The 25,069-nt window shown below is 73.4% G+C and carries 25 protein-coding genes; 9 read left to right on the top strand and 16 right to left on the bottom strand.

Going from position 1 to position 25,069, the window contains the following annotated elements:
- Positions 1-87 precede the first annotated feature (87 nt).
- The gene (locus tag ACFYNX_RS30440; protein ID WP_388666007.1) at positions 88-579 is read left to right on the top strand and encodes a YbaK/EbsC family protein; all 492 of its coding nucleotides are present in this window, start codon (positions 88-90) and stop codon (positions 577-579) included.
- Positions 576-1,427 (top strand): EamA family transporter, encoded by an 852-nt coding sequence (locus ACFYNX_RS30435; protein ID WP_388666004.1) that lies wholly within the window; start codon positions 576-578, stop codon positions 1,425-1,427. Before ACFYNX_RS30440 ends, ACFYNX_RS30435 begins: the two co-directional genes overlap by 4 nt.
- A 39-nt stretch (positions 1,428-1,466) precedes the next feature.
- Here ACFYNX_RS30435 and ACFYNX_RS30430 read toward each other — a convergent pair whose 3' ends face one another.
- A complete protein-coding gene (locus tag ACFYNX_RS30430) occupies positions 1,467-2,813 on the bottom strand; it encodes a tetratricopeptide repeat protein (protein ID WP_388666001.1) in 1,347 nt (448 codons plus the stop codon).
- An 852-nt stretch (positions 2,814-3,665) separates the two neighbouring features.
- Between ACFYNX_RS30430 and ACFYNX_RS30425 the strand changes: the two genes are divergently transcribed.
- From ACFYNX_RS30425 to ACFYNX_RS30415, 3 genes are all read left to right on the top strand, one after another.
- On the top strand, positions 3,666-3,800 hold the full coding sequence (locus ACFYNX_RS30425; RefSeq protein WP_356544069.1) for a hypothetical protein: 135 nt from the start codon (positions 3,666-3,668) through the stop codon (positions 3,798-3,800).
- Between the two features lie 2 nt (positions 3,801-3,802).
- Entirely contained in the window at positions 3,803-4,978 is a 1,176-nt protein-coding gene (locus tag ACFYNX_RS30420) for a methyltransferase domain-containing protein (protein WP_388665998.1), read from the top strand.
- Between the two features lie 115 nt (positions 4,979-5,093).
- Complete coding sequence (locus ACFYNX_RS30415) at positions 5,094-5,762, top strand: YdcF family protein (protein WP_388665996.1); 669 nt, start codon at positions 5,094-5,096, stop codon at positions 5,760-5,762.
- Positions 5,763-5,774: 12 nt separating this feature from the next.
- On the opposite strand, the gene ACFYNX_RS30410 is transcribed toward ACFYNX_RS30415, so the two are convergent.
- The 4 genes from ACFYNX_RS30410 to ACFYNX_RS30395 form a co-directional block, all read right to left on the bottom strand.
- Complete coding sequence (locus ACFYNX_RS30410) at positions 5,775-6,239, bottom strand: hypothetical protein (protein WP_388665993.1); 465 nt, start codon at positions 6,237-6,239, stop codon at positions 5,775-5,777.
- Positions 6,240-6,307: 68 nt separating this feature from the next.
- The gene (locus ACFYNX_RS30405; protein ID WP_388665990.1) at positions 6,308-6,781 is read right to left on the bottom strand and encodes a DUF3618 domain-containing protein; all 474 of its coding nucleotides are present in this window, start codon (positions 6,779-6,781) and stop codon (positions 6,308-6,310) included.
- Entirely contained in the window at positions 6,778-7,197 is a 420-nt protein-coding gene (locus ACFYNX_RS30400) for a phage holin family protein (RefSeq protein ID WP_388665987.1), read from the bottom strand. The genes ACFYNX_RS30405 and ACFYNX_RS30400 overlap by 4 nt, the downstream gene beginning before the upstream one ends.
- 105 nt (positions 7,198-7,302) lie before the next feature.
- Complete coding sequence (locus ACFYNX_RS30395; RefSeq protein WP_388665984.1) at positions 7,303-8,085, bottom strand: SDR family NAD(P)-dependent oxidoreductase; 783 nt, start codon at positions 8,083-8,085, stop codon at positions 7,303-7,305.
- A gap of 254 nt (positions 8,086-8,339) precedes the next feature.
- Here ACFYNX_RS30395 and ACFYNX_RS30390 point away from each other — a divergent pair, with 254 nt between their 5' ends.
- The gene (locus ACFYNX_RS30390) at positions 8,340-8,957 is read left to right on the top strand and encodes a LysE family translocator (protein ID WP_388665981.1); all 618 of its coding nucleotides are present in this window, start codon (positions 8,340-8,342) and stop codon (positions 8,955-8,957) included.
- Between the two features lie 22 nt (positions 8,958-8,979).
- On the opposite strand, the gene ACFYNX_RS30385 is transcribed toward ACFYNX_RS30390, so the two are convergent.
- From ACFYNX_RS30385 to ACFYNX_RS30370, 4 genes are all read right to left on the bottom strand, one after another.
- Positions 8,980-10,191 (bottom strand): serine hydrolase domain-containing protein, encoded by a 1,212-nt coding sequence (locus tag ACFYNX_RS30385; protein WP_388665978.1) that lies wholly within the window; start codon positions 10,189-10,191, stop codon positions 8,980-8,982.
- A 143-nt stretch (positions 10,192-10,334) separates the two neighbouring features.
- On the bottom strand, positions 10,335-11,081 hold the full coding sequence (locus ACFYNX_RS30380) for an energy-coupling factor ABC transporter ATP-binding protein (RefSeq protein ID WP_125660028.1): 747 nt from the start codon (positions 11,079-11,081) through the stop codon (positions 10,335-10,337).
- Entirely contained in the window at positions 11,078-11,842 is a 765-nt protein-coding gene (gene cbiQ, locus ACFYNX_RS30375; protein WP_388665975.1) for a cobalt ECF transporter T component CbiQ, read from the bottom strand. Before cbiQ ends, ACFYNX_RS30380 begins: the two co-directional genes overlap by 4 nt.
- Position 11,843: 1 nt before the next feature.
- A complete protein-coding gene (locus ACFYNX_RS30370; protein WP_388665972.1) occupies positions 11,844-12,884 on the bottom strand; it encodes an energy-coupling factor ABC transporter permease in 1,041 nt (346 codons plus the stop codon).
- A gap of 144 nt (positions 12,885-13,028) precedes the next feature.
- Here ACFYNX_RS30370 and ACFYNX_RS30365 point away from each other — a divergent pair, with 144 nt between their 5' ends.
- Positions 13,029-13,430 carry an SsgA family sporulation/cell division regulator gene (locus tag ACFYNX_RS30365; protein ID WP_365545111.1) on the top strand — a complete coding sequence of 134 codons (402 nt, stop codon included), beginning with the start codon at positions 13,029-13,031 and terminating at the stop codon, positions 13,428-13,430.
- Between the two features lie 61 nt (positions 13,431-13,491).
- Here the strand turns inward: ACFYNX_RS30365 and ACFYNX_RS30360 are convergent, their stop codons facing one another.
- Positions 13,492-15,663 carry an MMPL family transporter gene (locus ACFYNX_RS30360; protein ID WP_388665969.1) on the bottom strand — a complete coding sequence of 724 codons (2,172 nt, stop codon included), beginning with the start codon at positions 15,661-15,663 and terminating at the stop codon, positions 13,492-13,494.
- Positions 15,664-15,788: 125 nt separating this feature from the next.
- Positions 15,789-16,361: a TetR/AcrR family transcriptional regulator gene (locus tag ACFYNX_RS30355; protein ID WP_365545116.1), complete on the bottom strand. Its 573-nt coding sequence runs from the start codon at positions 16,359-16,361 to the stop codon at positions 15,789-15,791.
- 202 nt (positions 16,362-16,563) lie between these two features.
- On the opposite strand from ACFYNX_RS30355, the gene ACFYNX_RS30350 reads away from it, so the two are divergent.
- Positions 16,564-19,866 carry a S41 family peptidase gene (locus ACFYNX_RS30350; protein WP_388665965.1) on the top strand — a complete coding sequence of 1,101 codons (3,303 nt, stop codon included), beginning with the start codon at positions 16,564-16,566 and terminating at the stop codon, positions 19,864-19,866.
- Positions 19,867-19,872: 6 nt separating this feature from the next.
- On the opposite strand, the gene ACFYNX_RS30345 is transcribed toward ACFYNX_RS30350, so the two are convergent.
- From ACFYNX_RS30345 to ACFYNX_RS30325, 5 genes are all read right to left on the bottom strand, one after another.
- Complete coding sequence (locus tag ACFYNX_RS30345; RefSeq protein ID WP_365545122.1) at positions 19,873-20,367, bottom strand: GNAT family N-acetyltransferase; 495 nt, start codon at positions 20,365-20,367, stop codon at positions 19,873-19,875.
- Between the two features lie 147 nt (positions 20,368-20,514).
- Positions 20,515-20,706 (bottom strand): hypothetical protein, encoded by a 192-nt coding sequence (locus tag ACFYNX_RS30340; RefSeq protein ID WP_365545125.1) that lies wholly within the window; start codon positions 20,704-20,706, stop codon positions 20,515-20,517.
- 146 nt (positions 20,707-20,852) lie between these two features.
- Entirely contained in the window at positions 20,853-21,734 is an 882-nt protein-coding gene (locus ACFYNX_RS30335) for an SDR family oxidoreductase (protein ID WP_388665961.1), read from the bottom strand.
- Entirely contained in the window at positions 21,731-22,660 is a 930-nt protein-coding gene (locus ACFYNX_RS30330) for an alpha/beta fold hydrolase (protein ID WP_388665958.1), read from the bottom strand. The genes ACFYNX_RS30335 and ACFYNX_RS30330 overlap by 4 nt, the downstream gene beginning before the upstream one ends.
- Positions 22,657-24,183 carry a flavin-containing monooxygenase gene (locus ACFYNX_RS30325; RefSeq protein WP_388665955.1) on the bottom strand — a complete coding sequence of 509 codons (1,527 nt, stop codon included), beginning with the start codon at positions 24,181-24,183 and terminating at the stop codon, positions 22,657-22,659. Before ACFYNX_RS30325 ends, ACFYNX_RS30330 begins: the two co-directional genes overlap by 4 nt.
- A gap of 222 nt (positions 24,184-24,405) precedes the next feature.
- Here ACFYNX_RS30325 and ACFYNX_RS30320 point away from each other — a divergent pair, with 222 nt between their 5' ends.
- The gene (locus ACFYNX_RS30320) at positions 24,406-25,062 is read left to right on the top strand and encodes a MerR family transcriptional regulator (protein WP_365545279.1); all 657 of its coding nucleotides are present in this window, start codon (positions 24,406-24,408) and stop codon (positions 25,060-25,062) included.
- Positions 25,063-25,069 lie beyond the last annotated feature (7 nt).

Raw genomic sequence — 25,069 nt, 5'->3', positions numbered from 1 at the left:
GGAGGTCCGAAGCCGGGCCGGGCCGGGGATGTCCGCACGGCGGAAGCGGGTCGCGTGGCCCCTGCACCTACCACTACCGTGCGGGCCATGACTCCTGACGAGACGTCCCCCGCCCACCCCCTCTTCGCCGCCGCGCTCCAGGAGCTGGGGCTCGGCGTCGAGGTCCGTCGCTTCCCGGACGAGACCCGCACGGCGCAGCAGGCCGCCGACGCGATCGGCTGCGCGGTCGCGGAGATCGTGAAGTCGCTGGTCTTCGCGGCGGACGGGGTGCCGGTGCTCGTCCTCGTGGACGGCGCGTCGCGGGTGGACGTCGAGCGGGTGCGGGAGGAGTTGGGCGCGCGGGAGGTGACCCGGGCCGACGCGAAGGTCGTCCGGGAGACGACGGGGTACGCGATCGGGGGCGTCCCGCCGTTCGGCCACCGCGTCCGGACCCGGGTCCTCGCGGACCGGGGGATCCTCGACCACGAGGTGGTGTGGGCGGCGGCGGGCACCCCGCACACGGTCTTCGCGATGGACCCGAAGGCGCTGGTCGCGCAGGCGGGCGGCACCCTGGTGGACGTCCGGGAGCCGTCGGCGTGACCCCGCTCGTCACGTTCGCGGTCCTGGTCGCGGCCGTCACGCACGCCGGCTGGAACGCCCTCGCGCACCACATCAAGGACCAACTGCTCTCCTTCACGCTGATCGCGGGCGGCGGGGCGCTGATCGGCCTGCTCCTCGCCCCCTTCGCCCCCTTCCCGGCGGCGGGGGCGTGGCCGTACCTGATCGTGTCCGCGCTCCTGCACGTCGGGTACTACGTGCTCCTGATGCGCTCGTTCACGCTGGGCGACTTCGGGCAGATGTACCCGATCGCGCGCGGCACGGCCCCGCTGATCGTGACCCTCCTGGCGGCCGTCTTCCTCGACGAGGTCCCGGACGGCCGGCAGTTGCTCGGGGTGGCGGTGGCCTGCGCGGGCCTGACCGGGCTCGCCCTGTGGGGCATCCGGGGCAAGGGCGCGCGGCCGCACGGCCCGGCCCTCCTGGCGGCGGGCGCGACGGGCGTCTCGATCGCCCTGTACACGGTCGTCGACGGCACGGGCGTCCGCGCCTCCGGCACCCCGCTCGGCTACATCGCGTGGCTGATGGTCCTGGAGGGCCTGGCGATCCCGGCGTACGCCCTGTGGCGCCGCCGCGCCGCCCTCCTCCCCCAGCTCCGCCCGTACGCCGCCCGCGGCCTGCTGGGCGCGGCCCTCTCGGTCGCCGCGTACGGCCTGGTCCTCTGGGCCCAGACGCAGGCCCCGCTCGCCCCGATCGCCGCCCTCCGCGAGTCCTCCATCATCGTGGGCGCGGCCATCGGCGCCCTCCTCTTCAAGGAACGCTTCGGCGCTCCGCGCATCGCGGCGGCGGCGCTGATGGCGGTGGGGATCGGGCTGATGCTGCACGTGGGGTGACGGGGCGGCGCGTCGACGGGACCGGGGGCTCGCTTCCCCTCACCGGGGGAGGAGGCCGACCGGCGTCACCCCTCGCGCCCGCTCGAAGAGGTCTCGCGCCACGGGATTCTTGATGTGGGGCTTGATGCGGCTGTGCATGACCTTGATGCGCTCGTCCGCCCGCCCGGACTGAAGGCTCGGGTAGTCCTCCAGCGCGAGGGTCCATGTGGCGCATGCCGCTTCGAGGTGCCCCAGGTCGAGCTGCCTCTCGGCCAGGGTGCAGCGATGCCGGACGCGAGCGCGCCGGTAGACGCTCTGGCGGACCTTGTCCGATTCCCGCATGGCCGCGATCGACCCGGCGACGTCGCCGAGTTCGAAACGTACTTGGCCGGCGTGGTAGAGGAGCGAGGAAGGATCGTAGGAACCGAAGGCCTTGGACTGCGACTCGGCCTTCTCCATGGCCACTTCGGCTTCCTTGAGGTACGTCAGCGCCGCGCCCCGCGCCCCCGTCTGTGCCGCCGCGTGGGCCTGCTGGCCGGCGAGGAAGGCCCGCATCCGGGGGCCCGCTTGCGGCGAGGCGGCGGCAGCGGCGTCCGCGAGGCGCATCGCCTCCGCGCCGTGCCCCAGGTCGACGGCCTGGACGCTCATGCCCCGCAGGGTGGTGCAGAACGTCAAGTGGTCCTCGGCGGCCCCGGCGAGTTCGAGCGCCTTGAGGTAGTACCGCTGCGCCAGTCCGTGCAGCCCCTCGTCCACCGCCATGTACCCCGTGAGGTAGCAGAGGTCCGAGACGGCGCCCATCATCGCCTTGCGCACGCCTTCGGGGGCTTCCGCGCGCAAGTACGGGGCCGCCGTGTTCACGAGGAACGCCGCGGCCATGGGGCGGGCGGTCCGTCCGCCGAACTGGTCGTCGAGGTCGGAGATCCGCTCGGTCATGGCGGCGACGGCCTGGACGTCCGCCGTTCCTATGCGCCGCACATGACCCTTCTGCGCAGCTTCCATTCGACCGATGACGTCAGGCCAGTGGGGAATGGTCAGCGCGACGGAGAAGAGGCCGACCCCGAGAACGCTGCGACGGGACGGATCCATGTCTTGCCTCCCCAGGTCCAACAGTCCTTCCACGGTACTGGGGAGCGTGCTGGTCTCTTCGGCGGGAGGAGACGGAAAGCCCGTCTCGCCGTACGGCACGGGCCGGCGCAGCCTGCGGGCGAACGCCTCCAGGATCAGCGGCCGGACCGCTTCCTTCGGCAGGTGGCCCCTGAGCCACTGGTGGACCGAGGGCTCCCGGTACCGGAGGGGCGTGCCCCGCTCCGTACCCAGCCGGTTGATCTCCTGCGCGAACTGCCGCAGCGTCCAGCCGGTCTCCCGGTATAGGCGCACGAGTCCTTCGTTCGGCTTCGGGTCGGCCACAAGTAATCAACTCCCCGTGAGGTGAACGCACTTAAAGCTCTTAAGTCCCGCCCCCTTCGCAACAGTACCGCTGTCGGTAGTCACGCGGTTGCCTAGAGCGAGCAGGGATCACCACAAGGAACGACGTCACCGTGAGGGACCGAACCATGGACGAGAGAGCCGCTCCCGAGCAGGGCAGCGTGACGGAGCTCGGCGCGCAGGTGGATGCGGGAGCGTTCTGGCGGCTCGTTCCGGAGTCCGTACCGCGCGAGTACGCGGAGCCGACACGGGCCTTGGTCGAGCGGGTGCACGCGGGGCTCAAGCGGCTGGTGGGCGACCCCGGCGGGGCTACGGAGCACCCGCGCCACTGGGAGCCCGGGGACGTCGCCCGGGACACCCGTACGGACCGCGTGGGGCGCGTGATGGGTCACGTGGGGCCCTGTTATCAACTTCGGCCACTGACAGGGGGAAGGGAATGGGAAGCGTACGCCGGCGACATGGTGCCGGCCCGGCAGTCCGACGCGATGTCCCCCCGGGTTCGCGAGCTGAACCGCCGGAGCCGGGATCACGCCCCGCGTTCCTGGTGAACGGCTCCCCCGTCTTCGACCCCGGCGCGGAGGTGGTGGGCGTGGTGCGGTCCGTGACGGGATCGCTCGCCTCCCTCGAACGGCCCTCCGGCTACCGGTGGCAGGCAGCCGTTTCGCGACTTCGTCCCACCACGCCGTACCAGCGCCGACAGCTCGAAGCGCTGGCGCGCCACTCGCGGCAGGTCCGCCGCGCCGAGACTCCCGCCCCGGGTGGGGAAGGACAGCACCGCCCGGGGCGGGTTCCACAGAAGGACCGTGAAGGTCCATGACCGAGAGGGGAAGCAGTATGGGATGGGGAACGGGCAAGGGCGGAAGCGGCGGCACCGGGCAGCACTCCGGTGGTAAGGACCCGGGGACGTCCAAGCCGTCCTCCGACACGGTCAAGCCGAAGGACCCGCCGAAGCACAAGAAGGAAAAGTGACGGTGACGGAAGACTTCGCGGCGGCCGAGCGGACCGCGCTCCGCGGTCTGCTCGACGCGCTGAAACGGGAAGGGCTCGTGCCGCCCGCGTGGGAGCGTGCCGCACGGGCCGTGCCCCGCTCCGCGTACGTGCCCGAACGCATCTACCTGGGCGACGACTTGGAGCCGTGCCACCGCGCTGACGAACCGGAGGCGTGGTTGCGTGCGGTGTACGCCGACGACTCCGTGGTGACGCAGGTCAACGACGGCGAGGATCCCGGGGAGGACGGCGAACGCTGGGCGTCGTCGTCCGCGAGCGCGCCCGGCATCGTGTTCCGCATGCTGCGCATGGCGGACGTGGGCGAAGGACACAGGGTCCTGGAGATCGGCACCGGCACGGGCTGGAACGCGGGGCTGCTGTCCCACGTGGTCGGCGCGGAGAACGTGACGACCGTCGAAGTGGACCCCGTGTTGGCGGCCACGGCCAAGGACCGGCTGTGGAGGGAGGGGCTCAGGGCGGAGGTGGTCGCCGGGGACGGTGCCCTGGGCCACGCGGGCGGCGCTCCGTACGACCGGCTCGTGGCCACGTGCTCCGTGCGTTCCTTTCCCCGCCCGTGGCTCGAACAGGTCAAGCCCGGGGGCGTCGTCCTGACCCCCTGGGAAAGCCCCTGGACCTGTTACGGGCTGCTCCGCATGACCGTGGACGACGCCGGCGCCGCGTCGGGCCGTTTCTCGCCGCACTCCGCGTTCATGCTCATGCGGGCGCAGCGCACCGACCTGCGGATCTTCCGGGACGTGGTGCGCGACGCCCACCGGCCCGACGAGTCGAGCACCGGCCTTCCGCCGTGGCGGGTGACGGGGGACGACCTCGCCGTGCGGTTCGCCATGGGGCTGCTGCTCCGTGACGTGTGGTGGACGTGGCACGACGACCCCGACGTGGAGGGAGTGGCGTCCCGGCTCTGGGTCGCGACGACCGACGCGACGTCGTGGGCGGCCGTGGACCGGGACGGGACGTCGGACGACCGGTTCACGGTCTGGCAGCACGGACCCCGGCGCCTCTGGGACGAGACGGAGGCCGCGTACGCGTGGTGGACGTCGCACGGCCGCCCCGGCCCCGAACGGTTCGGTCTGACCGTGACGGCGACGGGTGAGACCCCGTGGCTGGACGACCCCGGCCGACCCGTCCCCGCGACGGGCTGATGGATGAACCGCCCCGTCCGTGCGCCTGTCTTCTCGTGGCGCACGGCCGGGGTCCCGGCCCGCACGGTGACCGCTCCGGGCGTGTTCGCCGGCCCGCTGGTGGAAGGCTGAGCGCATGGCACGGACCGAGTACGAGAGCAACAGCATGGTCATGGCCGACGCCCGACTCCTCTGGGACTTCCAGCGGATGGGCCACGAGCCGCGCCCCTGTTCCGTGGCCGTCGGGCTCGGGAGTCACGACCTCGGGGTGGCCGACGTGACGGTGGAGCTGTACCGGCGGGGCATGGCGCCGATGATCGTGTTCACCGGGGCCAGCAACCCGACCACCCGGGACCGGATGCCGCGCGGCGAGGCCGTGCACTACCGGGAGCGGGCGCTGGAGAGCGGGGTGCCCGGGGGGATCGTGCTCGTGGAGACGCGGGCGCGGAACGCCGGGGAGAACATCCGGTTCTCGCGGGAACTGCTCGCGGAGCACGGGGTGGACGTGTCGTCCGTGCTGCTCGTCAGCAAGCCGTACGAGGAGCGGCGGGCGTACGCCACCGCCCGGCGGCTCTGGCCGGAGGTGGAGGTCGTCGGCGCGTCCGCTCCCCTGGCGCTCGACGCGTACGTCGAGTCCATCGGGGACGCCCGGCTCGTCCTCGACATGCTCGTGGGAGCCGTACAGCGGTTGATCGTCTATCCGGCGCGGGGATTCATGATCGAGCAGGAGATCCCCGGGACCGTGGTCGCCGCCTGCGAGCGCCTTCGGGACGCGGGGTTCACCGGGCGGCTCGTGCCCGGGTGAGCGGGCCGGCCATCACCCGGCGTGGGCGCAGAGCGGGCCCGGGTCCGTCGTCGGGATGCGCATCCGGCGCAGGAGGTCGCGGGTGGCGCGGAGGGTCAGGGTGCTGTGCCAGGCGGTGCCCGGGTGGCGGGCGCGCAGGTGGGAGAGGGCCCGGGTGCCCAGGCCGCTGCCGTGGAAGCGCTCGTCGAGCGTGACGTCGGTGATGACGCCCCGGGCGCACCGGGCGCACATCCGGTAGTGGACCTCCCCGACGACCTGGCGGGTGTGGACCAGGAGCAGGCACTCCTCGCCGGGGCCCGGGTCGTCCGGGACGTGCGTGGACAGGAACTCCACCGCCCCGTACACCAGGAACCGGCGGCGGAGGCGGGTGGCGATCCTGCCCGGTCGCGAGTGCCTGCCCGCGGTCCGGTCGGACGACGGGGCGGAGGACGAGCCGAACAGGGTGCTGCTGCTGGGGCGCGCATGGTGTCCGTGCATGGATCCCGTGTGCCCCGGGCCCCGGGAGGTATCCCCCGGGGCGGCGGCGTCGGCCGTTCCGGTGACGCTCAGCGGCGTCCGCGGCGGTTCCGGCGGGTCCGGCGCACGAGCAGGAAGGCGACCAGGGCGGCGACCCCGGCGAGCAGCGGGGTGCGGTTGGCCTTCGCCTTGTCCGCGACCGCTCCGGCCTTCTCCAGGACCGGGTCGGGGGTCTTCTCCTGGACCAGGTCGGACGCGACCGCGGCCTTCTCCTTGGCCTTCTCGGACGCCACCGCCGCCTTCTCCTTGACCAGGTCGGACGCGACCGCGGCCTTCTCCTTCACCAGGTCCGTGGCGACCGCCGCCTTCACCTTGGCCTTCTCCGTCGCGACCGCCGCCTTCTCCCGCGCCGCGGCCACCTTCTCCCCGGCCTGCGCCTTCACGTCGGCCTTGGCCGCCAACGCCTCCACCGTACGGCCCAGTTCCTCGCGGGTGTGCTCGGCCTGCTCGCGCAGTTCCCCGAGGTCGTTCGCGGTCTTCTCACGCTGCGGCTGGTGGTTCATCGGTGGGCCCTCTCCTTGATCTCGGCCACGTCGGCCTTGACGTTGTCGATGGTCTGCTCGGGGGTCGGCGCGCCCGCCTCGTCGATCTGCTTCTTCCCGGCCACGGCCATGCCCGCCGCGCCCGCCGCGAGCAGCACGGCGACGATCAGGGCCGAGGCCCAGACCGGGAGGACCAGGGCGAGGGCCGCGATCACGGCGACGACGAGGGCCTGCGCGGCCAGGACGCCGACCAGGCCGGCGCCGCCGAACAGGCCGCCGCCCACGCCGTAGCGCTTGCCCTTCTCGGTCATCTCCGCCCGGGCGAGCCGCATCTCGTCGCGGACCAGCTCCGAGATCTGCTGCGACGCCCGCGAGACGAGGTCGCCCACCGACGCGTCGGCGGTGCTGCCGTGGACCGGTCGTTGGATGGTGCTCATCGCGTCCTCTCTCCGTCCGTCTCCCTTGACTTCCCTTCCCCTTCACCTGCTCGGCCGGAGCGATTTCACACGGGCCCGTTCGCCCCCGGCGCGGGGCGGCGCGCCTCAGTCGCCCAGCACCTCCCTGAAGTGACGGTTCACCGCGAGGAGTCCGCCGTCGACGCGGAGGACCGTGCCGGTGATCCAGGACGCGTCCGGGGAGGCGAGGAAGGCGACGGCGGCGGCGATGTCGTCGGGGGTGCCGACGCGGCCCAGGGGGTAGACCCGCTCGGCGAGGGCCGCGAGCCCCTCCTCCTTCCCCTCCCAGGCCCTGGTCGCGATCGTGCCCGGGTTGATCTGGTTGACCCGGACCCCGCGCGCCGCCGCGTCCCCCGCCAGGGTGCGGGTGAGGGAGGCGAGACCGGCCTTGGCGGCGCTGTACGCGTGGTTGCCGAAGTCCGCCTCCGCGTTGACCGAGCCGATGGTGACGATCGCCCCGCGCCCGCCCGCCGCCGCCAGGTGCGGCAGCGCCGCCCGCGCGCAGCGCACGGCCCCCAGGAACGTGACCTCGTGCTGGACGGCCCAGCCCTCCTCCGGCTCGTCCTCGAAGCGGTCCCGGTCGGGCGCCACGGGGCCGAGCGCGTTGTTCACGAGGACGTCGAGACCGCCGAAGGCCTCCACCGCGTACGCCACGGCCGCGTCCACCGAGCCCTGGTCGGACACGTCGCAGCGTACGGACTCCGCCCCCGGCAGCTCCGCCGCCGTGGCGCGGGCCGCCTCCCCGTCCACGTCCGTGACGAGGACCCGCGCGCCCTCCGCCGCGAGGCGCCGCGCGGTGGCCGCGCCGATGCCGCGCGCCGCGCCCGTGATCAGCACCCCGTACCCGTCGAGTCTCTTCCCGAGATCCATGCGATCCGTGTGTTCCGCGTGTTCCGTGTGTTCCGTGTGTTCCGTGCGCTCCTTGTGTTCCATGGAGTGATCACAACACCCGGTCCGCCGCCCGCACCAGGGGGAACACCCGCGCAACGGGCCGGAGAACGCGGGTCCGTGGCGGGAAGACCCCTCGCGCACCGCTCCGGTGATCACCTACTGTCGCAGGCTCCGGTGCCCGGCGCGGATCCCCGCCCTCCCGGCCCGGACCAGCGGAGGGGGACGTCGGGAACATGGGTCAGCTCGTCGCCGTGGCGGTCATCACCGTCCTGGCCGTCATCAGCCCCGGAGCGGACTTCGCGATGACCGTCCGCAACAGCTACCTGTACGGGCGGACCGCCGGGGTCCTCGCCGCCGTCGGCATCGCCCTCGGCGTCCTGGTCCACGTCACGTACACCATGCTGGGCGTCGGGCTCCTGGTGTCCCGGAGCCCGGCGCTCTTCACGGCGATGAAGCTGATCGGCGCCGCGTACCTGGTCTACGTCGGGTACAAGACCTTCGTCACCAGGGCCCGGGTGGACGTCGACCTGTCGGACGGCGAGGGCCTGTCGAAGGCCGGCGCGCTGCGCACCGGCCTCCTGACGAACGCGCTCAACCCGAAGACGATGCTGTTCGTCCTGAGCACCTACACCCAGGTCGTCAGCGCCGACACCCCCGTGCCCCAGCAGATCGGCTACGGCCTGTTCATGTCGTTCGCGCACCTGGTGTGGTTCGCGCTCGCCGCGCTGCTCTTCTCCCGGCAGGGCCTGCGGGACCGGCTGTTGCGGCGGCAGACCGTGCTCAACAAGGCCATCGGCGCCGTGCTCGTGGGCCTCGGGGTGGTGCTCGCGCTGACGCCGTCGGCGGCCTGAGCCGGGCCCGACGGCGAGGCCGTCAGGCCGTCACCGCTCCCACCGCCCGGACGAGGGCCTGGGCGCGCGGGTCGGCCGTGACCGTCTTGCGCATGCCGTTGGTGACGTACCCGAAGGCGATGCCGGAGTCGGGGTCCGCGAAGCCGAGGGAGCCGCCGCGGCCCGGGTGGCCGAAGGAGGACGGGCCGAGGAGCGGCGAGGCCGGGCCGTGCAGCATGTGGCCGAGGCCGAAGCGGGTGCCGACGAGCAGGACGCGGTCCGTGCCCGCGGACTCCTCGGTACGGGCGAGGGTGAGGGTCGCCGGGGCGAAGAGGCGCTCGGCGCCGTCGACGGGGCCGAGGGTGGCGGCGTAGAAGCGGGAGAGCGCGCGGGCGGTGGCGACGCCGGCCGAGCCGGGGAGTTCGGCGGCCCGGTAGACGGGGTCGTTCTCGTCGGGCGCCGGGTCGATGACGCCGAAGGCGCGGCGGGTGAGGGAGTCCGGGTCCCGGTAGGCCTCGGTGACCGCGCGCTTGGGGCGGAGCCGGAGCGCGCCGCTCCCGGCCGGTTCGACCTCCTCGACGGGTCCGATGCGGCCGACCCGGTGGGCCTCCGCGTCCGGGAGCCCGATCCACAGGTCGAGGCCGAGCGGGCCGGCGATCTCCTCCGCCACCCAGCGGCCGACGGTCCGGCCGGTGACGCGGTGGACGAGGCCGGAGAGCAGCCAACTGAAGGTGTGGGCGTGGTAGCCGTGGGCGGTGCCGGGCTCCCAGACGGGGGCCTGGGCGGCGACGGCGGCGGTCGCCGTCGGCAGGTCGACGGCCTCGGCGAGGGTGAGCGGCCGGTCGAGGACGGGGACGCCGGCCCGGTGCGCGAGGAGGTCCCGCACGGTCGCGCGGTCCTTGCCGGCCGCCTTGAACTCGGGCCAGTACGTGGCCACGGGGGCGTCCAGGTCGAGCAGGCCGCGCTGGTGCAGGAGCAGGGGCACGGCGGCGGCGACGCCCTTGGTGGCCGAGCGGACGACCTGGGCGGTCTCCCCGGTCCAGGGCGCCCCGCCGTCGACGTCCCCGCCATCGGCGTCCTCGCCGTCCGCGTCCTCGCCGTCGACGTCCTTGGTGCCCGCCCACAGGTCGACGACCCGCACGCCGTCCCGGTGGACGGCGACGGCCGCCCCGCGCTCGCCGCGCTGCTCGAAGTTGCGCAGGAACGCGTCCCGGACGGGCTCCCAGCCCGCCGCCACCGTGCCCTGGACGTCCACGTTCCCGCTCCTCGTCTCTCCGTGTCTCTCCGTGTCTCCGACCCTCCATGGTGCAACGCGGCACGTGGAGGGCCGATTCCGGGGCCTCGGAACGCCGGAGGACGGGCCCTCGGAAACGCTGGGGGACGGGCCCTCGGAGGGGCTCAGGCCACCGACTGCGGGACGAAGCCGAACGGCAGCTCCAGGCGGTGCCGGGCCATCAGCTCCTCGTCCGCGAGGAGTTCGCCGGTCCGCCCGTCGGCGGCGATGACGCCCTCGCTGAGCACCACCGCGCGCGGGCAGAGCTCCAGGGCGTACGGCAGGTCGTGGGTGACCATGAGGACGGTGACGTCCAGGGAGCGCAGGACGTCCGCGAGCTCGCGGCGCGAGGCCGGGTCCAGGTTGGAGGACGGCTCGTCGAGGACGAGGATCTCCGGCTCCATGGCCAGGACGGTCGCCACGGCGACCCGGCGGCGCTGCCCGAAGGAGAGGTGGTGCGGCGGCCGGTCGGCGTACTCGGCCATCCCGACCCGCTCCAGGGCCCGGCGCACCACGGCGTCGAGCTCGGCGCCGCGCAGTCCGGCGGCGGCCGGGCCGAAGGCCACGTCCTCGCGGACGGTCGGCATGAAGAGCTGGTCGTCGGGGTCCTGGAAGACGATGCCGACCTTGCGGCGGACCTCGGCCATGTGCTTCCTGCCGACCGGGAGCCCGGCGACGGTGACGGTGCCCGCGCCGCCGGTGAGGATGCCGTTGAGGTGGAGGACGAGGGTGGTCTTGCCGGCGCCGTTGGGGCCGAGCAGGGCGACCCGCTCGCCGCGCCCGACGGTCAGGTTCACCCCGAAGAGGGCCTGGTGGCCGTCGGGGTAGGCGTACGCGAGGCCGCGGACGTCGAGGGAGGGCGGAGGGGTCATCGGAAGGTCCATCCCAGGAGGCAGATCAGGAGGGCGGTCAGCGGCAGCGCCGCGGCGCGCGTCCACTGGGCGCGGGTGGCGGTCACCTCGTCGAGGACCGGGATGGTGCCGGTGTAGCCGCGGCTGACCATGGCCAGGTGGACCCGTTCCCCGCGCTCGTACGAGCGGATGAAGAGCGCGCCCGCGGACTTGGCGAGGACGCCCCAGTGGCGCACGCCCCGCGCCTCGAAGCCGCGCGAGCGGCGGGCGACGGACATGCGGCGCATCTCGTCGGTGATGACGTCGCCGTACCGGATCATGAAGGAGGCGATCTGGACGAGCAGCGGCGGCAGCTTCAGGCGCTGGAGGCCGAGGAGCAGGGAGCGCAGCTCGGTGGTGGCGGCCAGGAGCACGGAGGCGGCGACGCCGAGGGTGCCCTTGGCGAGGACGTTCCAGGCGCCCCACAGGCCGGGGACGCTCAGGGAGATCCCGAGCACCTCCGTCTGCTCGCCGGGCACGACGAACGGCATGAGCAGCGCGAACGCGACGAACGGCACCTCGACGAGCAGCCGCTTGCACAGGAAGCCGGCCGGCACCCGGGCCTTCGCCGCCACGACCGCGAGGAGCGCGGCGTACGCGGCGAAGGTCCAGACGGCCTCGCGGGGCGTCGAGACGACCACCACGACGAAGCCGAGGACGGCGACGAGCTTGGTGTGCGGGGGCAGCCCGTGGACCGGCGAGTGTCCGTGCCGGTAGAGCTTGTGGGCGTGGCCCGCACCCATGTCAGACGCTTTCCGGTACGGCGGTGCGGCGGCGGCGCACGACCCAGAAGGCTCCGGTGCCGACGGCCAGGGTCGCGCCCACGCCGATGACGCCGGCCAGACCGCCGGAGAGGCGCGCGTCGGTGATGTCCCTGACGCCGTAGTCGGCGAGCGGGGAGTCGGCGGTGGCGTGCTCGTACTGGTCGGCCTTGGCGTCGATGCCCTTGTCGGCGGCGACCTTCTCCAGGCCGTCGGGGCTGGCGGAGGCGTAGAAGGAGACGAAGCCGGCGAGGACGAGGGCGGTGACGACGCCGGCGGTCCACAGCTTCTTCGGGGAGCCGGAGGAGACCGGGACGGGGGCGGTCGCGGGCTCGGCGTCGACCAGCTCGCCGTCCACCCGGAGCTTGAGCGGGGCGGTCAGGCCGCGCGCGCCGTACACCAGGTCGGGGCGGACGGCGACGACCGCGCCGACGGTCAGCATGGTGATGACGGCCTCGCCGACGCCGATGAGGACGTGGACGCCGACCATGGCCGTGAGGACCTTGCCGACGGGGACGTCGGTGGTGCCGCCGATCGCGTAGATCAGCGTGAAGGCGACGGCCGCGGCCGGTACGGAGACGAGCGCGGCGGCGAAGGAGGCGACGGTCACCGAGCGGCGGGTGCGCGGCAGGACCAGGACGAGGCCCCGGACGAGCGCGTAGGCCACGACGACGGTGACGACGCCCATGACGGTGATGTTCACGCCGAGGGCGGTGAGGCCGCCGTCCGCGAAGAGGATGCCCTGCATGAGCAGGACGACCGCGATGCAGAGGACGCCGGTCCAGGGGCCGACGAGTATCGCGGCGAGCGCGCCGCCGAGGAGGTGTCCGCTGGTCCCGGCGGCGACCGGGAAGTTCAGCATCTGGACGGCGAAGATGAAGGCCGCGACGAGGCCGGCGAGCGGCGCCGTGCGCTCGTCCAGTTCGCGGCGGGCTCCGCGCAGGCTGACGGCGACGGCGCCGGCGGCGACGACACCGGCAGCGGCCGATACGGGGGCGTTGATGAATCCGTCAGGTACGTGCACGTCGGAATGATGGGCGCTCCTGCGAAGGAGTTGCAAGAGCGCACGGGTCACATCATGGCCGCGGCTTTCCCGGCATGAGCCGTGCGATCACGGGGAAGAAGTGCCACATTGGCTTATAAGAGGACAAAAAGTCAGGAGCCACCGATGGCCACCGCACCCGTCCCCGCCGTCGACGACCGTGCCAAGGGTCGGATCATCAGCGACGCCCCCCTCTCCCGACCCGTCCCGGTGGCCCTGCGCTACGACCCCGGCTACTCCCCCGCGACCGTCCGCTTCGTCTTCCCCGGCGCCGTCGAGTGGTCCTTCCCGCGCGCCCTCCTGGAGAAGGGCCTGCGGAACCCGACCCGGCGCGGCGACATCGGCGTCTGGCCCTGCGGCCGGGTGCAGACAGTGGTCGAGTTCCACACGGAGGAGGGGGTGGAGGTCGTCCAGTTCGACACCGCCGCCCTGGTGCGCTTCCTGCGCCACACGTACTCCTCGGGTCACGCGGGAAGCCCCGCCGCCTCCGCCGCCCCGGACGCGCGGACGCCGTCGGCGCGCCGCTGAGACGGCGCGCCGACGGCGTCGGGCGTACAGGCCGAAGGCACCGGGCGTACGCCCGGAAACGTCAGGCCTTCACGAGGTCCGGCTTCCCCTCCGCGGAGGTCTCCTCGACGTGACGGGCGAGCCCCTCGCCCTCCACGTCCACGTTGGGCAGGGCCCGGTCCAGCCACTTCGGCAGCCACCAGGCCTTGTGGCCGAGCAGCGCGAGGACGGCCGGGACGATCGCCATGCGGACCACGAAGGCGTCGAAGAGGACCGCGACGGCCAGGCCGAAGCCGATCATCTTGATCATCTGGTCGGTCATCCCGATGAAGCCGGAGAAGACCGCGATCATGATCACTGCGGCGGCGGTGACCACCCGGGCGCTGTGCCGGAAGCCGGTCACGATCGCCTCGCCGGGGCGCTCGCCGTGCACGTACGCCTCGCGCATCCGGGTGACGAGGAACACCTCGTAGTCCATCGCGAGGCCGAAGACGACGCCCACCATGAAGATCGGCATCATCGACATGATCGGGCCGGTCTGCTCGACCCCGAAGAGGCCGTCGAGCCAGCCCCACTGGAAGACCGCGACGACCGCGCCGAGGGCCGCGACCACCGAGAGCAGGAAGCCGAGGGCCGCCTTCAGGGGGACGAGGACCGAGCGGAAGACCAGGGTCAGGAGCAGGAAGGCGAGGCCGACGACGAGGGCCAGGTACGGCACCAGGGCGTCGTTCATCTTCTGCGAGAAGTCGATGTTCATCGCGGTGGCGCCGGTGACGAGGACGTCGTCGCCGGTGGCGTTCCGGATGTCGTGGACGAGGTCCTCGGTGGCGACGGAGGACGGGCGGTCCTTCGGTACCACCGTGATCATCGCGGCGTCACCGGCCTTGTTCGGGGTCGCCGGGGTGACGGCGGCCCAGCCTTCGAGCTTCTTGATCGTGGAGACCGTCTTGTCGGCGGTGGCCTTGTCGCCGTCGACGACGACGAGCAGCGGGCCGTTGAAGCCGGGGCCGAAGCCGTCGGACAGCATGTCGTACGCCCGGCGCTCGGTGGTGGAGACCGGCTTGACGCCGTCGTCCGGCAGGCCCATCTCCAGGGAGGCGGCGGGGACCGCGATCGCGCCGAGGCCGAGGACGCCGACGAGGAGCACGAGCACGGGACGGCGGATGACGAACCGGGCCCAGCGGGTGCCGCCGTTGGGCTTCTTCTCCTTGGCGTCCCCGGACGCCTCGCCCTTGCGCTGCTTGCGGCCCACGACCTTGTCGCCGGCGAAGCCGAGCAGGGCCGGGATCAGGGTGAGCGCGATGAGGACGGCGATGACGACCGTGCCGGCGGCGGCGAAGCCCATCTTCGTCAGCATCGGGATGTTGACGACGGCCAGGCCGACGAGGGCGATGACGACGGTGAGTCCGGCGAAGACGACGGCGGAGCCGGCCGTGCCGGTCGCGCGGCCCGCGGCCTCCTCCTTGCTCCGGCCCTCGGCCAGCTCCGCGCGGTAGCGGGAGACGATGAAGAGGGCGTAGTCGATGCCGACCGCGAGGCCGATCATCATCGCGAGGGTGGAGGTGGTGGAGCCGAGGTCGAGGACGTTCGCGAGCGCCGTGATCGAGGAGACGCCGATGCCGACGCCGATGATCGCGGTGAGCAGCGGGAGTCCGGCGGCGACGAGCGAGCCGAAGGTGACGACGAGGACGAAGCCGGCGATGACCACGCCGACGATCTCGCCCGCGCCGGTCTCGGGCATGGTCTGGAGGGCGTCGCCGCCGACCTCGACCGTCAGGCCCTTGCCCTGCGCCTCGTGTCCGGCCTGCTTCAGGGCCTCGCGCGTCCCGTCGGTCAGCTCCATGGCGTTGACCTTGTACGCGACGGAGACGTAGGCGGTGGAGCCGTCCTGGGAGACGGCCCGCGCGGTGTACGGGTCGGCGACCGAGACGATCTGGTCCGAGCCGGACTTCAGCGCGGCGACGGTCTCCTCGACGACGGCCTTGTGCGCCGCGTCGGTCACCTTCTGGCCCTCGGGGGCCTTAAAGACGACGCGGGCGGTGGCCCCGTCGGCTCCGGCGCCCGGGAAGCGCTCTTCGAGCAGGTCGAAGGCGCGCTGGGCCTCGGTGCCGGGGATCGAGAAGGAGCTGGAGGTGGCGGTGGGCGCGGTCGCGGCGCCGACGCCGGCGAGCGCGAGGAGCGCCACCCAGAGGAGGGCGACGAGCCGTCGGCGCCGGAAGGCGGAACGACCCAGCTTGTACAGGAACGTGGCCACGGGGGCGTACTCCCGGTGTTGAGGGACAAGGGCATGGGGAGCCGGCCCGACGGCGTGAGCGGCGCGACGTCAGGTGGAGAGGGGTGGTGCGGGTCCTGCGGCGGGACCCGTGGGTCCCGTGGGGCTCAGACGCCGAGTGAGGGGAGCACGACGGCGTCGACGTAGGCGCTGAGGAACGCGTGGTCGACCGGCTGATCCTCGATCAGCGGGCGGGCGACGAACGCGCCGATCAGCATGTGCGGGACGAGCTTCAGCGCCGGGTTGTCGGCGTCGACCTCGCCCCTGCGGACCGCTCGGCGCAGCACCTCCTGGAAGCCGTTCATCTCGGGTTCGATGAGCAGCTCGCGCAGCGCCCGGTGCAGGTCGGGGTTGTCGTGGACGGCATGGGCCAGACCCCGCATCAGCGCGGAGTCCTTCTCCATCTGGCAGTCGTCGGTCCGTTCGAGCATGATCCGGAAGTCGCCGCGCAGGGAGCCGGTGTCGATCTCGGAGAGGTCGGCCGGCTTGTTGGCGCGCAGCGCCCGGGCGACCAGCTCGGGCTTGCTCCCCCACTGGCGGTAGAGGGTGGCCTTGCTGGAGTGGGTGCGGGCGGCGACGGCGTCCATGGTGAGGGCGTCGTAGCCGACCTCGCGCAGGAGGTCGAGCACGGCCGCGTACAGCTCGGACTCCCGCTCGGGAGTGAGTCTGCTGCGTGCCATGCCGTGTCTCCTGCCCGGTGCGTCGACGGAGTGCGAACGAAACGGTTTCGTACTGTACGAAGGTACCCCCGCCCCCAGCGAAACGAAACCGTTTCGTACGTGTTCTGAACCACATCCGGCCCCCGCCTTGGCCCGCATACCCGAAGACGCCCGCATACACGTACGAGTTGCCACGCCCCCGCCACCCCGAAAGCATGGGGTGGTGAGTGACGACGTCGCGTATCTCCGTTTTCCGCACCTCCACGACGACCTGCTGTGCTTCGTCGCCGAGGACGACCTCTGGGTCGCCCCGCTCCCGGCCGAGGGGCAGCGCCCCGGCCGGGCCTGGCGGCTCACCGTCGACCGGACCCGGGTCGGGCACCCGCGCTTCTCGCCGGACGGACGCCACATCGCGTACACGAACTGGCGCAGCCTGGACCCCGAGATCCACCTCGTCCCGGTCGACGGCGGGGCCGCCCGGCGGCTCACCCACTGGGGGTCCACCGACACCCGGGTCTGCGGCTGGACGCCCCCCGACAAGGACGGCCGCTCCGACATCCTCGCCGTCTCCTCGCACGGGCAGCCCTTCTCGTACTACTCCTGGGCCTACACCGTCCCCACCGACGGCACCCCGGGCCGCCGGCTGCCCTGGGGCCCGGTCTCCGACATCGCGGTCACCGAGGAGCTCGTCGCCCCCGGCAACGAGGCCGAGCGGTGCACGCTGCTCCTGACCGGGAAGCCCCCGCACGAGCCCGCCGCCTGGAAGCGGTACCTGGGCGGCGCCACCGGCCGCCTCTGGCTGCACGGCAGGCGGCTGCTGGCCGACCTCGGCGGGCACCTGGACTGCCCGATGGCCGTGGGGGGCCGGATCGCGTTCCTCTCCGACCACGAGGGCATCGGCAACCTGTACTCCTGCCGGCCCGACGGCACCGACCTGCGCCGGCACACCGACCACGACGACTTCTACGCCCGGCACGCCTCCAGCGACGGGCGGCGGGTCGTCTACCAGTGCGCGGGCGAGCTGTGGGTGGTCGACGACCTCACGCCCGACTCCCGCCCCCGCCGCCTGGAGGTGCGGCTCGGCGGCCAGCGCGTCGGCCGGCGGAGCTACCAGGTGCCCGCCGCCCACCACATCGACTCCCTCTCCGTCGACGAGACCGGCCGGGCCAGCGCCGTCTCCGTCCGGGGCAGCCTGTACTGGCTGACGCACCGCGACGGCCCGGCCCGCACGATCATCGACTCCCCCGGCGTCCGGGTCCGGCTGCCCGAGATGCTCGGCAGCGGCGGCCAGGTCGCGTACGTGACCGACGCCGACGGCGAGGACGCCGTCGAGGTCGCCCACCTGCCGCGCGCCAGCGGCGACCGGCCGCCGCGCCGGCTCGCCTCCGGGGGCCTCGGGCGGGTCGAGGAGCTGGTCTCCGACCCGGACGGCGAGCGGCTCGCCCTCGCCTCCCACGACGGCCGGCTGCTCCTGCTCGACGCGACCGAGGAGTCCAACGGCGAGGTCACCGAGCTGATCAGGTCCGTCAACGGGCCCGTCCGCGACCTCGCCTTCTCCCCCGACGGCGACTGGCTGACCTGGTCCCACCCCGGCATCGGCCGCTCCCTGCGCTCGATCAGGATGGCCCGGATCTCGGGCCCCGGCGCCCGCACGGTCGTGGACGTCACCAACGGGCGCTTCGAGGACGAGAACCCGGTCTTCACCCGGGACGGGCGCTACCTCGCCTTCCTCTCCTGGCGCGGCTTCGACCCGGTGTACGACGTGCACACCGGCGACCTGTCGTTCCCGCTGGGCTGCCGCCCCTACCTCGTACCGCTCTCCTCCGCGACCCCGTCCCCCTTCGCGCTGCTCCCGGACGGGCGTCCGGCGGCCGGCGGCCTGGACCCGGCCGACGAGGACACCGCGCCGACGGAGGGCACGGTGACGGTGGAGACCGAGGGCCTCGCCGAGCGGGTCACGCCCTTCCCGGTGGCCGCCTCCAAGTACTCCGGGCTGCATCCGGTCAGCGGCGGCGGCCTGGTCTGGCTGCGCTGGCCCATCTCGGGCGCGCTCGGCGAGACCTTCGCCAACCCGGCCGACACCTCGGGCCGCCCCACCCTGGAGCACTTCTCCATCACCAAGGCCCGCAAGAGCGAACTCGCCTCCGACCTGGACTGGTTCGCGGTCAGCGGCGACGGCACCCGGCTCGTCGTCGCGGACGAGGGCGAGCTGCGGGCGGTGCCCGCGACCGAGGCCGGGGACGGCGACTCGACCGTCTACCTGGACCTGCGGCGCATCCTGCACGAGGTCGACCCGGGCGCCGAGTGGCGGCAGGCCTTCGACGAGGCCGGGCGGATCGTCCGCGCCTACTTCTGGGAGCCCGGCATGGGCGGGGTCGACTGGACGGCGGTCCTGGACCAGTACCGGCCGCTGGTCGAACGGGTCTCCTCCCCCGACGAGTTCGCCGACCTGCTGCGCGAGGTGATGGGCGAGCTGGGCACCTCGCACGCGTACGTCACCCCGGCCCGCCGCAACGAGGGACCCCCGCACTACCAGCGGCCCATGGGCCTGCTCGGCGCCAACCTCGTGCTCCGCGAGGCCGGTTGGACGGTGAAGCGGATCCTGCCCGGTGAGTCCTCCGACTCCAAGGCCCGCTCCCCGCTGGCCGGTACGGGCATCCGCGAGGGCGCCGTCCTCACCCACGTCGACGGGCGGCCCGTGGACCCGGTCGCCGGGCCGTACCCGCTGCTCTCCGGCACCGGCGGCACCACCGTCGAGCTGACCTTCACCCCCGCCGAGGGCGAGGGGCGCGCCCGGCGCGTCGCCGTCGTCCCGCTCGTCGACGAGCGCCCGCTGCGCTACCAGGACTGGGTGGCCAAGCGCCGGACCGTGGTCCGCGAACTGAGCGGCGGGCGCTGCGGCTACCTCCACATCCCGGACATGGGCGGCTCCGGCTGGGCGCAGTTCAACCGGGACCTGCGGATGGAGGTCTCCCGGCCGGCGCTCATCGTGGACGTGCGCGGCAACGCGGGCGGCAACATCAGCGAGCTCGTCATCGAGAAGCTGACCCGGCGGATCCTCGGCTGGGACCTCACGCGCAACGCCCAGCCGGTCAGTTACGCCTCGAACGCGCCGCGCGGCCCCGTGGTCGCCCTCGCCGACGAGGCCACCTCCTCCGACGGCGACATGATCACCGCGGCCTTCAAGCTCCTCGGCCTCGGCCCGGTCGTGGGCCAGCGCACCTGGGGCGGGGTGGTCGGCATGACCGGCCGCCACCGGCTCGGGGACGGCACGCAGATCACGGTGCCGATGAACGCGGCCTGGTTCCCCGAGTACGGCTGGTCCCTGGAGAACCACGGCGTCGAACCCGACCTCGCGGTCCTGCGCACCCCGCTGGACTGGGCGGAGGGCCGCCACGCCCAGCTCGACGACGCCGTCCACGTCGCCCTCGCCCTCCTGGAGGAGACCCCGGCGGCGAGCCCCCCGGCGTACGAGTCCCTCCCGGACCGCTCCCGCCCGAAGCTGCCGCCGCGGCCGGAGGGCTGACCTCCCTCACACCGCCCCGTACCTCAGGTCCAGTTCGTACGAGGCGCCCGGCCGGCCGTTCAGTGCCACGCTGCCGACCGCGCCGAACCCGATCCGGCCGAGCACGGTCCTCGACGCCGCGTTGTCGAGGGTCGTGGCGGCGGTCAGCCGGCTCAGCCCGTACTCCTCGCGGGCCAGCCGGCACAGCTCCCGCACCCCGGCCGTCGCCGTCCCGCGCCCGGCGGCCCGTTCGGCGACCCGGTAGCCGAGTTCGGCGCCGCCGTCGGCGACGTCGACCAGGTTGAACCGCCCGAGGACCTCCCCGCCCTCCCCCACGAGCACGTGGAGGTGGACCGTCCCCGTCTCCTGCTCGTCGAGGAGCGCCCGGTGCCGCGCGTCGAAGTCGGTGAAGTACGCGTCGCCCCGGTCGGGCACGGACGCGGCGAAGTAGGCCCGGTTCTCCCGCTCGAACGCGAGCAGGGCGGGGGCGTGGTCGGGTCGGAGTCGTTCGAGTGCGGCCATGGGCGCCACCGTACGGAGAACCGGGGCGCGGGACGAGCGGTTTCGCGCCGGACCACGCGCGCGCGTGGCGGGAGCGGCCCGCACGGGAGAACGCGCGGGAGGGCGCACCCGGCGTGCCGGGTGCGCCCTCCGCGTGGAACAGCCGGGTCAGGCCTGGCGGTTGCGGGCCTGCTCGGCGCGGTCCTGCACCTGACGGCGGGTGTCGCGCGCCTCGTCGGCGGAGCGCTCGCGACCCTGGGAGGCGCGCTCGGACGCCTCGTCCTTGGCCTTGCCCATGGCCTCGTTGGCCTGGTTCTTGAGCTGCTCGGCCTTGCCCTTGAACTGGTCCTTCATACCCATCGAAGTTCACTCCTAGCGAGGTGGGGGGACGTCGTGTCCCCGGCCTCGATCAGCCTCGCACGAGCGAACATTCCACGCATTTCGATCAGTAACGGACAGTGAGGCCCGGGGCCGGCCCTTCTCCGAAGCCGCCCCCGGACCTCCGCTCAGACCCGCTCCGTCCGCTCCTGCTCGTCGGCCGCGCCCCCCGCGCCCACGAGCCCCTTGGAGACCGACCCGAGGCGCGGCTCGAAGCGCTTCATCTCGCGCTGCCCCACGGTCGCGATCACCCCGGGCAGGTAGCCGCGGATCGACTGCATCCCGCGCAGCCACCACTGGGCGTAGACGTGCGGCGCGCGCCGCTCGATGCCCGCGACGATCCGGTCGACGGCGGGGCCGAGGGGATACGTGCGGTTCGACGGCCACGGCAGCCGCTGGCGCAGCTCCCGCATGACGTCGTCCTGGTCGGCGCCCCGCACCATGTCCGTGTCGGTCCAGGAGAGGTAGCCGACGCCGACCTTCACGCCCTTGTACGCGACCTCGGCGCGCAGGCTGTGCGCGAAGGCCTCCACGCCCGACTTGGAGGCGCAGTAGGCCGTCATCATCGGGGCCGGGGTGATCGCGGCGAGCGAGGCGATCTGGAGGAAGTACCCGCGGGACTCCATGAGGACGGGCAGGAACGCCCGGCCGGTCACGGCGCCGCCGATCAGGTTGACCTCGATGACCCGGCGCCAGGCGACCGGGTCGGAGTCGGCGAACGGACCGCCCGAGGCGACGCCGGCGTTGGCGACGACGATGTCGACCTTCCCGAACCGCTCCTTCACCTCGGCCGCGACCCGGGCCATCGCCTCGTGGTCGGTGACGTCGGCGTGCCACCAGTCGGCCTCGGTGTGCAGGCGCCCGGCGACCTCCTTGAGCTGCTCCGGCTCCAGGCCGACGAGCGCGATCTTCGCACCGCGCGCGGAGAGCTTGCGGGCGAGGAGTTCGCCGACGCCGCGGGCCCCTCCGGTGACGACCGCGACCTGCCCTTCGAGACTCACCCTGCTCATGCGTCCTCCTTCACGTTCGGCACGTTCGCGGTGTCCTTCACGCCCAGGTACGTGAGGGTCAGTTCGCGGATCTGCGCGGTGACGGCCTCGGGGGCCTCCACCGGGGTCATGTGGCCCATGCCGGGCAGCTCGACGAAGCCCGTGCAGTGCGGCAGCGCCTCCGCGAGGGCGCGGGAGTGGACGGCCGGGGTGAGCCGGTCGGCGGTGCCGACGAGGACGGCGACCGGCAGCCGCAGCGCCCGCACGTCCCGTTCGAGGTCGAGTCCGGCCAGGACCTGCGACCAGCCGTGGCGCGGGACGCGCGGGCAGGCGTGCACGATCCGGGCGCAGGCGTCGACCTTCTCGGGGGCCGAACCGGGGCCCATGGTGGCGTACTTGAGGATCCGCTTCGAGACGGCGTTGACCGGCCCGAGGGGCGCCTTGGAGCCGAGGACGGCGGCGGTGAGCCGGGTGCGCAGCCTGCTCGGGCCCAGCGGTACGACGGTGGACTCGGCGGTCAGCCGCGAGGGGCCGGTGGAGCAGAGCAGGACGGCGGCGGCGTGGTCGCGCAGGCCGTGGCGCTCGGCGGCGGCCATGATCGTCATGCCGCCCATGGAGTGACCGGCGAGGACGGCCCGCTCGCCGGTGGCGAGGGTGGCGGAGAGCACCGCCTCCAGGTCGTCGGCGAGCGCGGCCGTCGAGTAGCCGCCGGGGCCGGGGGCCGGGGAGCGGCCGTGGCCGCGCTGGTCGTAGGCGATGATCCGGTGGTCGGCGGCGAGGGCCCGGATCTGCTCGGCCCAGAAGGCGATGGAGCAGGTCCAGCCGTGGGCCAGGACGACGGCGGGGGCGCCCTCGGGGCCGTACACCTCGACGTGGAGGCGGGAGCCGTCGGCGGAGGTGACGGTGAGTTCACGGGCTCCGGGGATCGGGGTCAGGTGCCGGCTCACTGGGCGGCCTCCTTCGTGCGCGGGGGACGGGACGTGGCGGTGGACGCCGTGCGGGGCGCGCGGATCACCTCGTACTCGGAGAGGTCGACCTGCCGGGTCTCGCGCCGGAACTCGCCGGTGGTGCCCGGCCAGAGGGTGGTGTTGCGGCCGTTGGCGTCGAGGTACCAGCTCTCGCAGCCGCCCGCCTTCCAGACGGTCCGCTCCATGCGGGCCTGGACCTTGCGGTTCCAGGCGTGGACGGCGGAGGGGCGGACGGCGAGGGCGGCGCGCCCGCCGAGGACGTTCAACTGGCGCAGGTAGTCGGCCAGGTAGGTGAGCTGGGACTCGATCATCAGGATCATCGAGGAGTTCCCGAGGCCGGTGTTGGGGCCGATGATCGTCATCCAGTTGGGGAAGCCGGCGGCGGTGGCGCCGCGCAGCGACTCCATGCCGTCCTTCCAGACGTCGGCGAGCGAGATCCCGTCGGCCCCGAAGACGCGCTCGGCGATCGGCATGTCGGTGACGTGGAAGCCGGTGCCGAAGACGATCGCGTCGACCTCGGTCTCGCTCCCGTCGGCGCCGACCAGGGTCGAGCCGCGGACCTCGCGCAGACCGGAGGCGACGACGTCGACGTTGGGCCGCGCGACCGCCGGGTAGTACGTGTTCGACAGCAGGATGCGCTTGCAGCCGATGCGGTACGAGGGGGTCAGCTTGGCCCGCAGCGCCGGGTCCTTGACCGCCCGGGCGATGTTGGCCTTGGCGAGCTTCTCGACGAGGCCCAGCTCGCCGGGGTGCTTGGTGAAGGCGCCGACCTGGAGCTCGCGGATGCCCCAGAGCAGGCCGCGGCGCAGGGTCGCGGTGAAGGGCAGGGCGCGGTGCAGGCGGCGCTCGGCCCCGGTGATGTTCCGGTCCATGCGGGGCATGACCCACGGGGGCGTGCGCTGGAAGAGCGTGAGCTTCCGGACCTGCGGCTGGATCGCGGGCACGATCTGGATGGCGGAGGCGCCGGTGCCGATCATGGCGACGCGCTTGCCGGTGAGGTCGTAGTCGTGGTCCCAGCGGGCCGAGTGGAAGACCTTGCCGGGGAAGCCGTCGAGCCCCGGGACGTCGGGGATCTTGGGGTCGGAGAGCGGTCCGGTGGCGGAGACGACGACCTCGGCGCTGAAGGAGCCGGAAGAGGTCTCGATCTCCCACCTCAGGGCGTCGGCGTCCCACTCCATCCGCAGCACCTCGTGGTTCAGGCGCAGGTGGGGCCGGATCCCGAAGGTGTCGGTGACGTGTTCCAGGTAGGCGCGGATGTGCCGCTGCCCGGAGAAGGTGCGGGGCCAGTCCGGGTTGGGCGCGAAGGAGAAGGAGTAGAGGTGGGAGGGGACGTCGCAGGCGCAGCCGGGGTAGCTGTTGTCGCGCCAGGTGCCGCCCACGGAGTCGGCCCGCTCCAGGACCACGAAGTCGGTGATCCCCTCGCGGCGCAGCCGGACGGCGGCCCCCAGGCCGCCGAATCCCGATCCGATCACCGCCACCCGTACGTGCTCGTGCTTCGCCATGCCGCCTCCCGTGCGCCCGGCCCTATTACGCCAGCAATCACTGGCATGGTGGGGACTGTAGAGCAGCTCCCTACCGAGCGGTAGGGGTACGACGAGGGAAAGTTACCGGCGGTACAACATAGGCTGGCGGGCGTGGCAGAAGGATCGGGTCCCGGGACGGGCGAGCGCACGACGGGCACGGGCAGGGGCGCAGGCCCGACGGGTACGGGCGCGCACGCCGCCGTGCCCCCGGCGGAGGGCGGCGTGCGCGAGTACCGCGTGGAGGAGCTGGCGGCCGCCGCCGGCATCACCGTGCGCACCCTGCGCTTCTACCGCGAGCGCGGCCTGATCCCGCCGCCCCGCCGCGAGGGCCGGATCGCCTGGTACGACGAGCAGCACCTGGCCCGGCTGCGGACCATCGCCGCCCTCCTGGAGCGCGGCCACACCCTCAACGGCATCGCCGACCTCACCACCGCCTTCGAGAGCGGCCGGAACGTCCGCGAGGTCCTCGCCATCGACGTCCCCAGCGAGGAGGAGCCGGTCCGGCTGACCCCCGGGGAGCTGGCGGACCACTTCGCGGGCGAGGTCACGCCCGAGAACCTCGCCGCCGCCCTCGACCTCGGCTACCTCGCCACCGACGGCGAGGAGATCGTCCACATCAGCCGCCGGCTGCTGGACGTCTCCGCCGCCCTCGTCCGCGAGGGCGTGCCGCTCGCGGAGGTCCTCACGGCGGGGGCCCGGGTCCGCGAGCACGCCGAGGCGCTCGCGGACCTCTTCACCGAGCTGCTCCGCGCCCACGCGGCCGAGGAGGACCTGTGGCGGCTGCGCCCGCTGGCCAAGAGCGTGGTGGAGGCGGAGCTGTCGATGGCCCTGGACCGCCGCCTGCGCGACACGCCCTGAACGGGTC

It is taken from the genome of Streptomyces sp. NPDC007872 (genome assembly GCF_042868165.1).
Classification (GTDB): domain Bacteria; phylum Actinomycetota; class Actinomycetes; order Streptomycetales; family Streptomycetaceae; genus Streptomyces.
This window is presented reverse-complemented; position numbering and strand designations above follow the sequence as displayed.

Excerpts from the sequence above, each read along its gene's own strand:
- ACFYNX_RS30325 (WP_388665955.1), bottom strand. The coding sequence starts at position 24,183 with ATGGCGAAGCACGAGCACGTACGGGTGGCGGTGATCGGATCGGGATTC.
- ACFYNX_RS30345 (WP_365545122.1), bottom strand. The coding sequence starts at position 20,367 with ATGGCCGCACTCGAACGACTCCGACCCGACCACGCCCCCGCCCTGCTC.
- ACFYNX_RS30395 (WP_388665984.1), bottom strand. The coding sequence starts at position 8,085 with ATGGATCTCGGGAAGAGACTCGACGGGTACGGGGTGCTGATCACGGGC.
- ACFYNX_RS30335 (WP_388665961.1), bottom strand. The coding sequence starts at position 21,734 with ATGAGCAGGGTGAGTCTCGAAGGGCAGGTCGCGGTCGTCACCGGAGGG.
- ACFYNX_RS30400 (WP_388665987.1), bottom strand. The coding sequence starts at position 7,197 with ATGAGCACCATCCAACGACCGGTCCACGGCAGCACCGCCGACGCGTCG.
- ACFYNX_RS30365 (WP_365545111.1), top strand. The coding sequence starts at position 13,029 with ATGGCCACCGCACCCGTCCCCGCCGTCGACGACCGTGCCAAGGGTCGG.
- ACFYNX_RS30425 (WP_356544069.1), top strand. The coding sequence starts at position 3,666 with ATGGGATGGGGAACGGGCAAGGGCGGAAGCGGCGGCACCGGGCAGCAC.
- ACFYNX_RS30340 (WP_365545125.1), bottom strand. The coding sequence starts at position 20,706 with ATGGGTATGAAGGACCAGTTCAAGGGCAAGGCCGAGCAGCTCAAGAAC.
- ACFYNX_RS30380 (WP_125660028.1), bottom strand. The coding sequence starts at position 11,081 with ATGACCCCTCCGCCCTCCCTCGACGTCCGCGGCCTCGCGTACGCCTAC.
- ACFYNX_RS30440 (WP_388666007.1), top strand. The coding sequence starts at position 88 with ATGACTCCTGACGAGACGTCCCCCGCCCACCCCCTCTTCGCCGCCGCG.
- ACFYNX_RS30355 (WP_365545116.1), bottom strand. The coding sequence starts at position 16,361 with ATGGCACGCAGCAGACTCACTCCCGAGCGGGAGTCCGAGCTGTACGCG.
- ACFYNX_RS30415 (WP_388665996.1), top strand. The coding sequence starts at position 5,094 with ATGGCACGGACCGAGTACGAGAGCAACAGCATGGTCATGGCCGACGCC.
- ACFYNX_RS30410 (WP_388665993.1), bottom strand. The coding sequence starts at position 6,239 with ATGCACGGACACCATGCGCGCCCCAGCAGCAGCACCCTGTTCGGCTCG.
- ACFYNX_RS30405 (WP_388665990.1), bottom strand. The coding sequence starts at position 6,781 with ATGAACCACCAGCCGCAGCGTGAGAAGACCGCGAACGACCTCGGGGAA.
- ACFYNX_RS30390 (WP_388665981.1), top strand. The coding sequence starts at position 8,340 with ATGGGTCAGCTCGTCGCCGTGGCGGTCATCACCGTCCTGGCCGTCATC.
- cbiQ (WP_388665975.1), bottom strand. The coding sequence starts at position 11,842 with ATGGGTGCGGGCCACGCCCACAAGCTCTACCGGCACGGACACTCGCCG.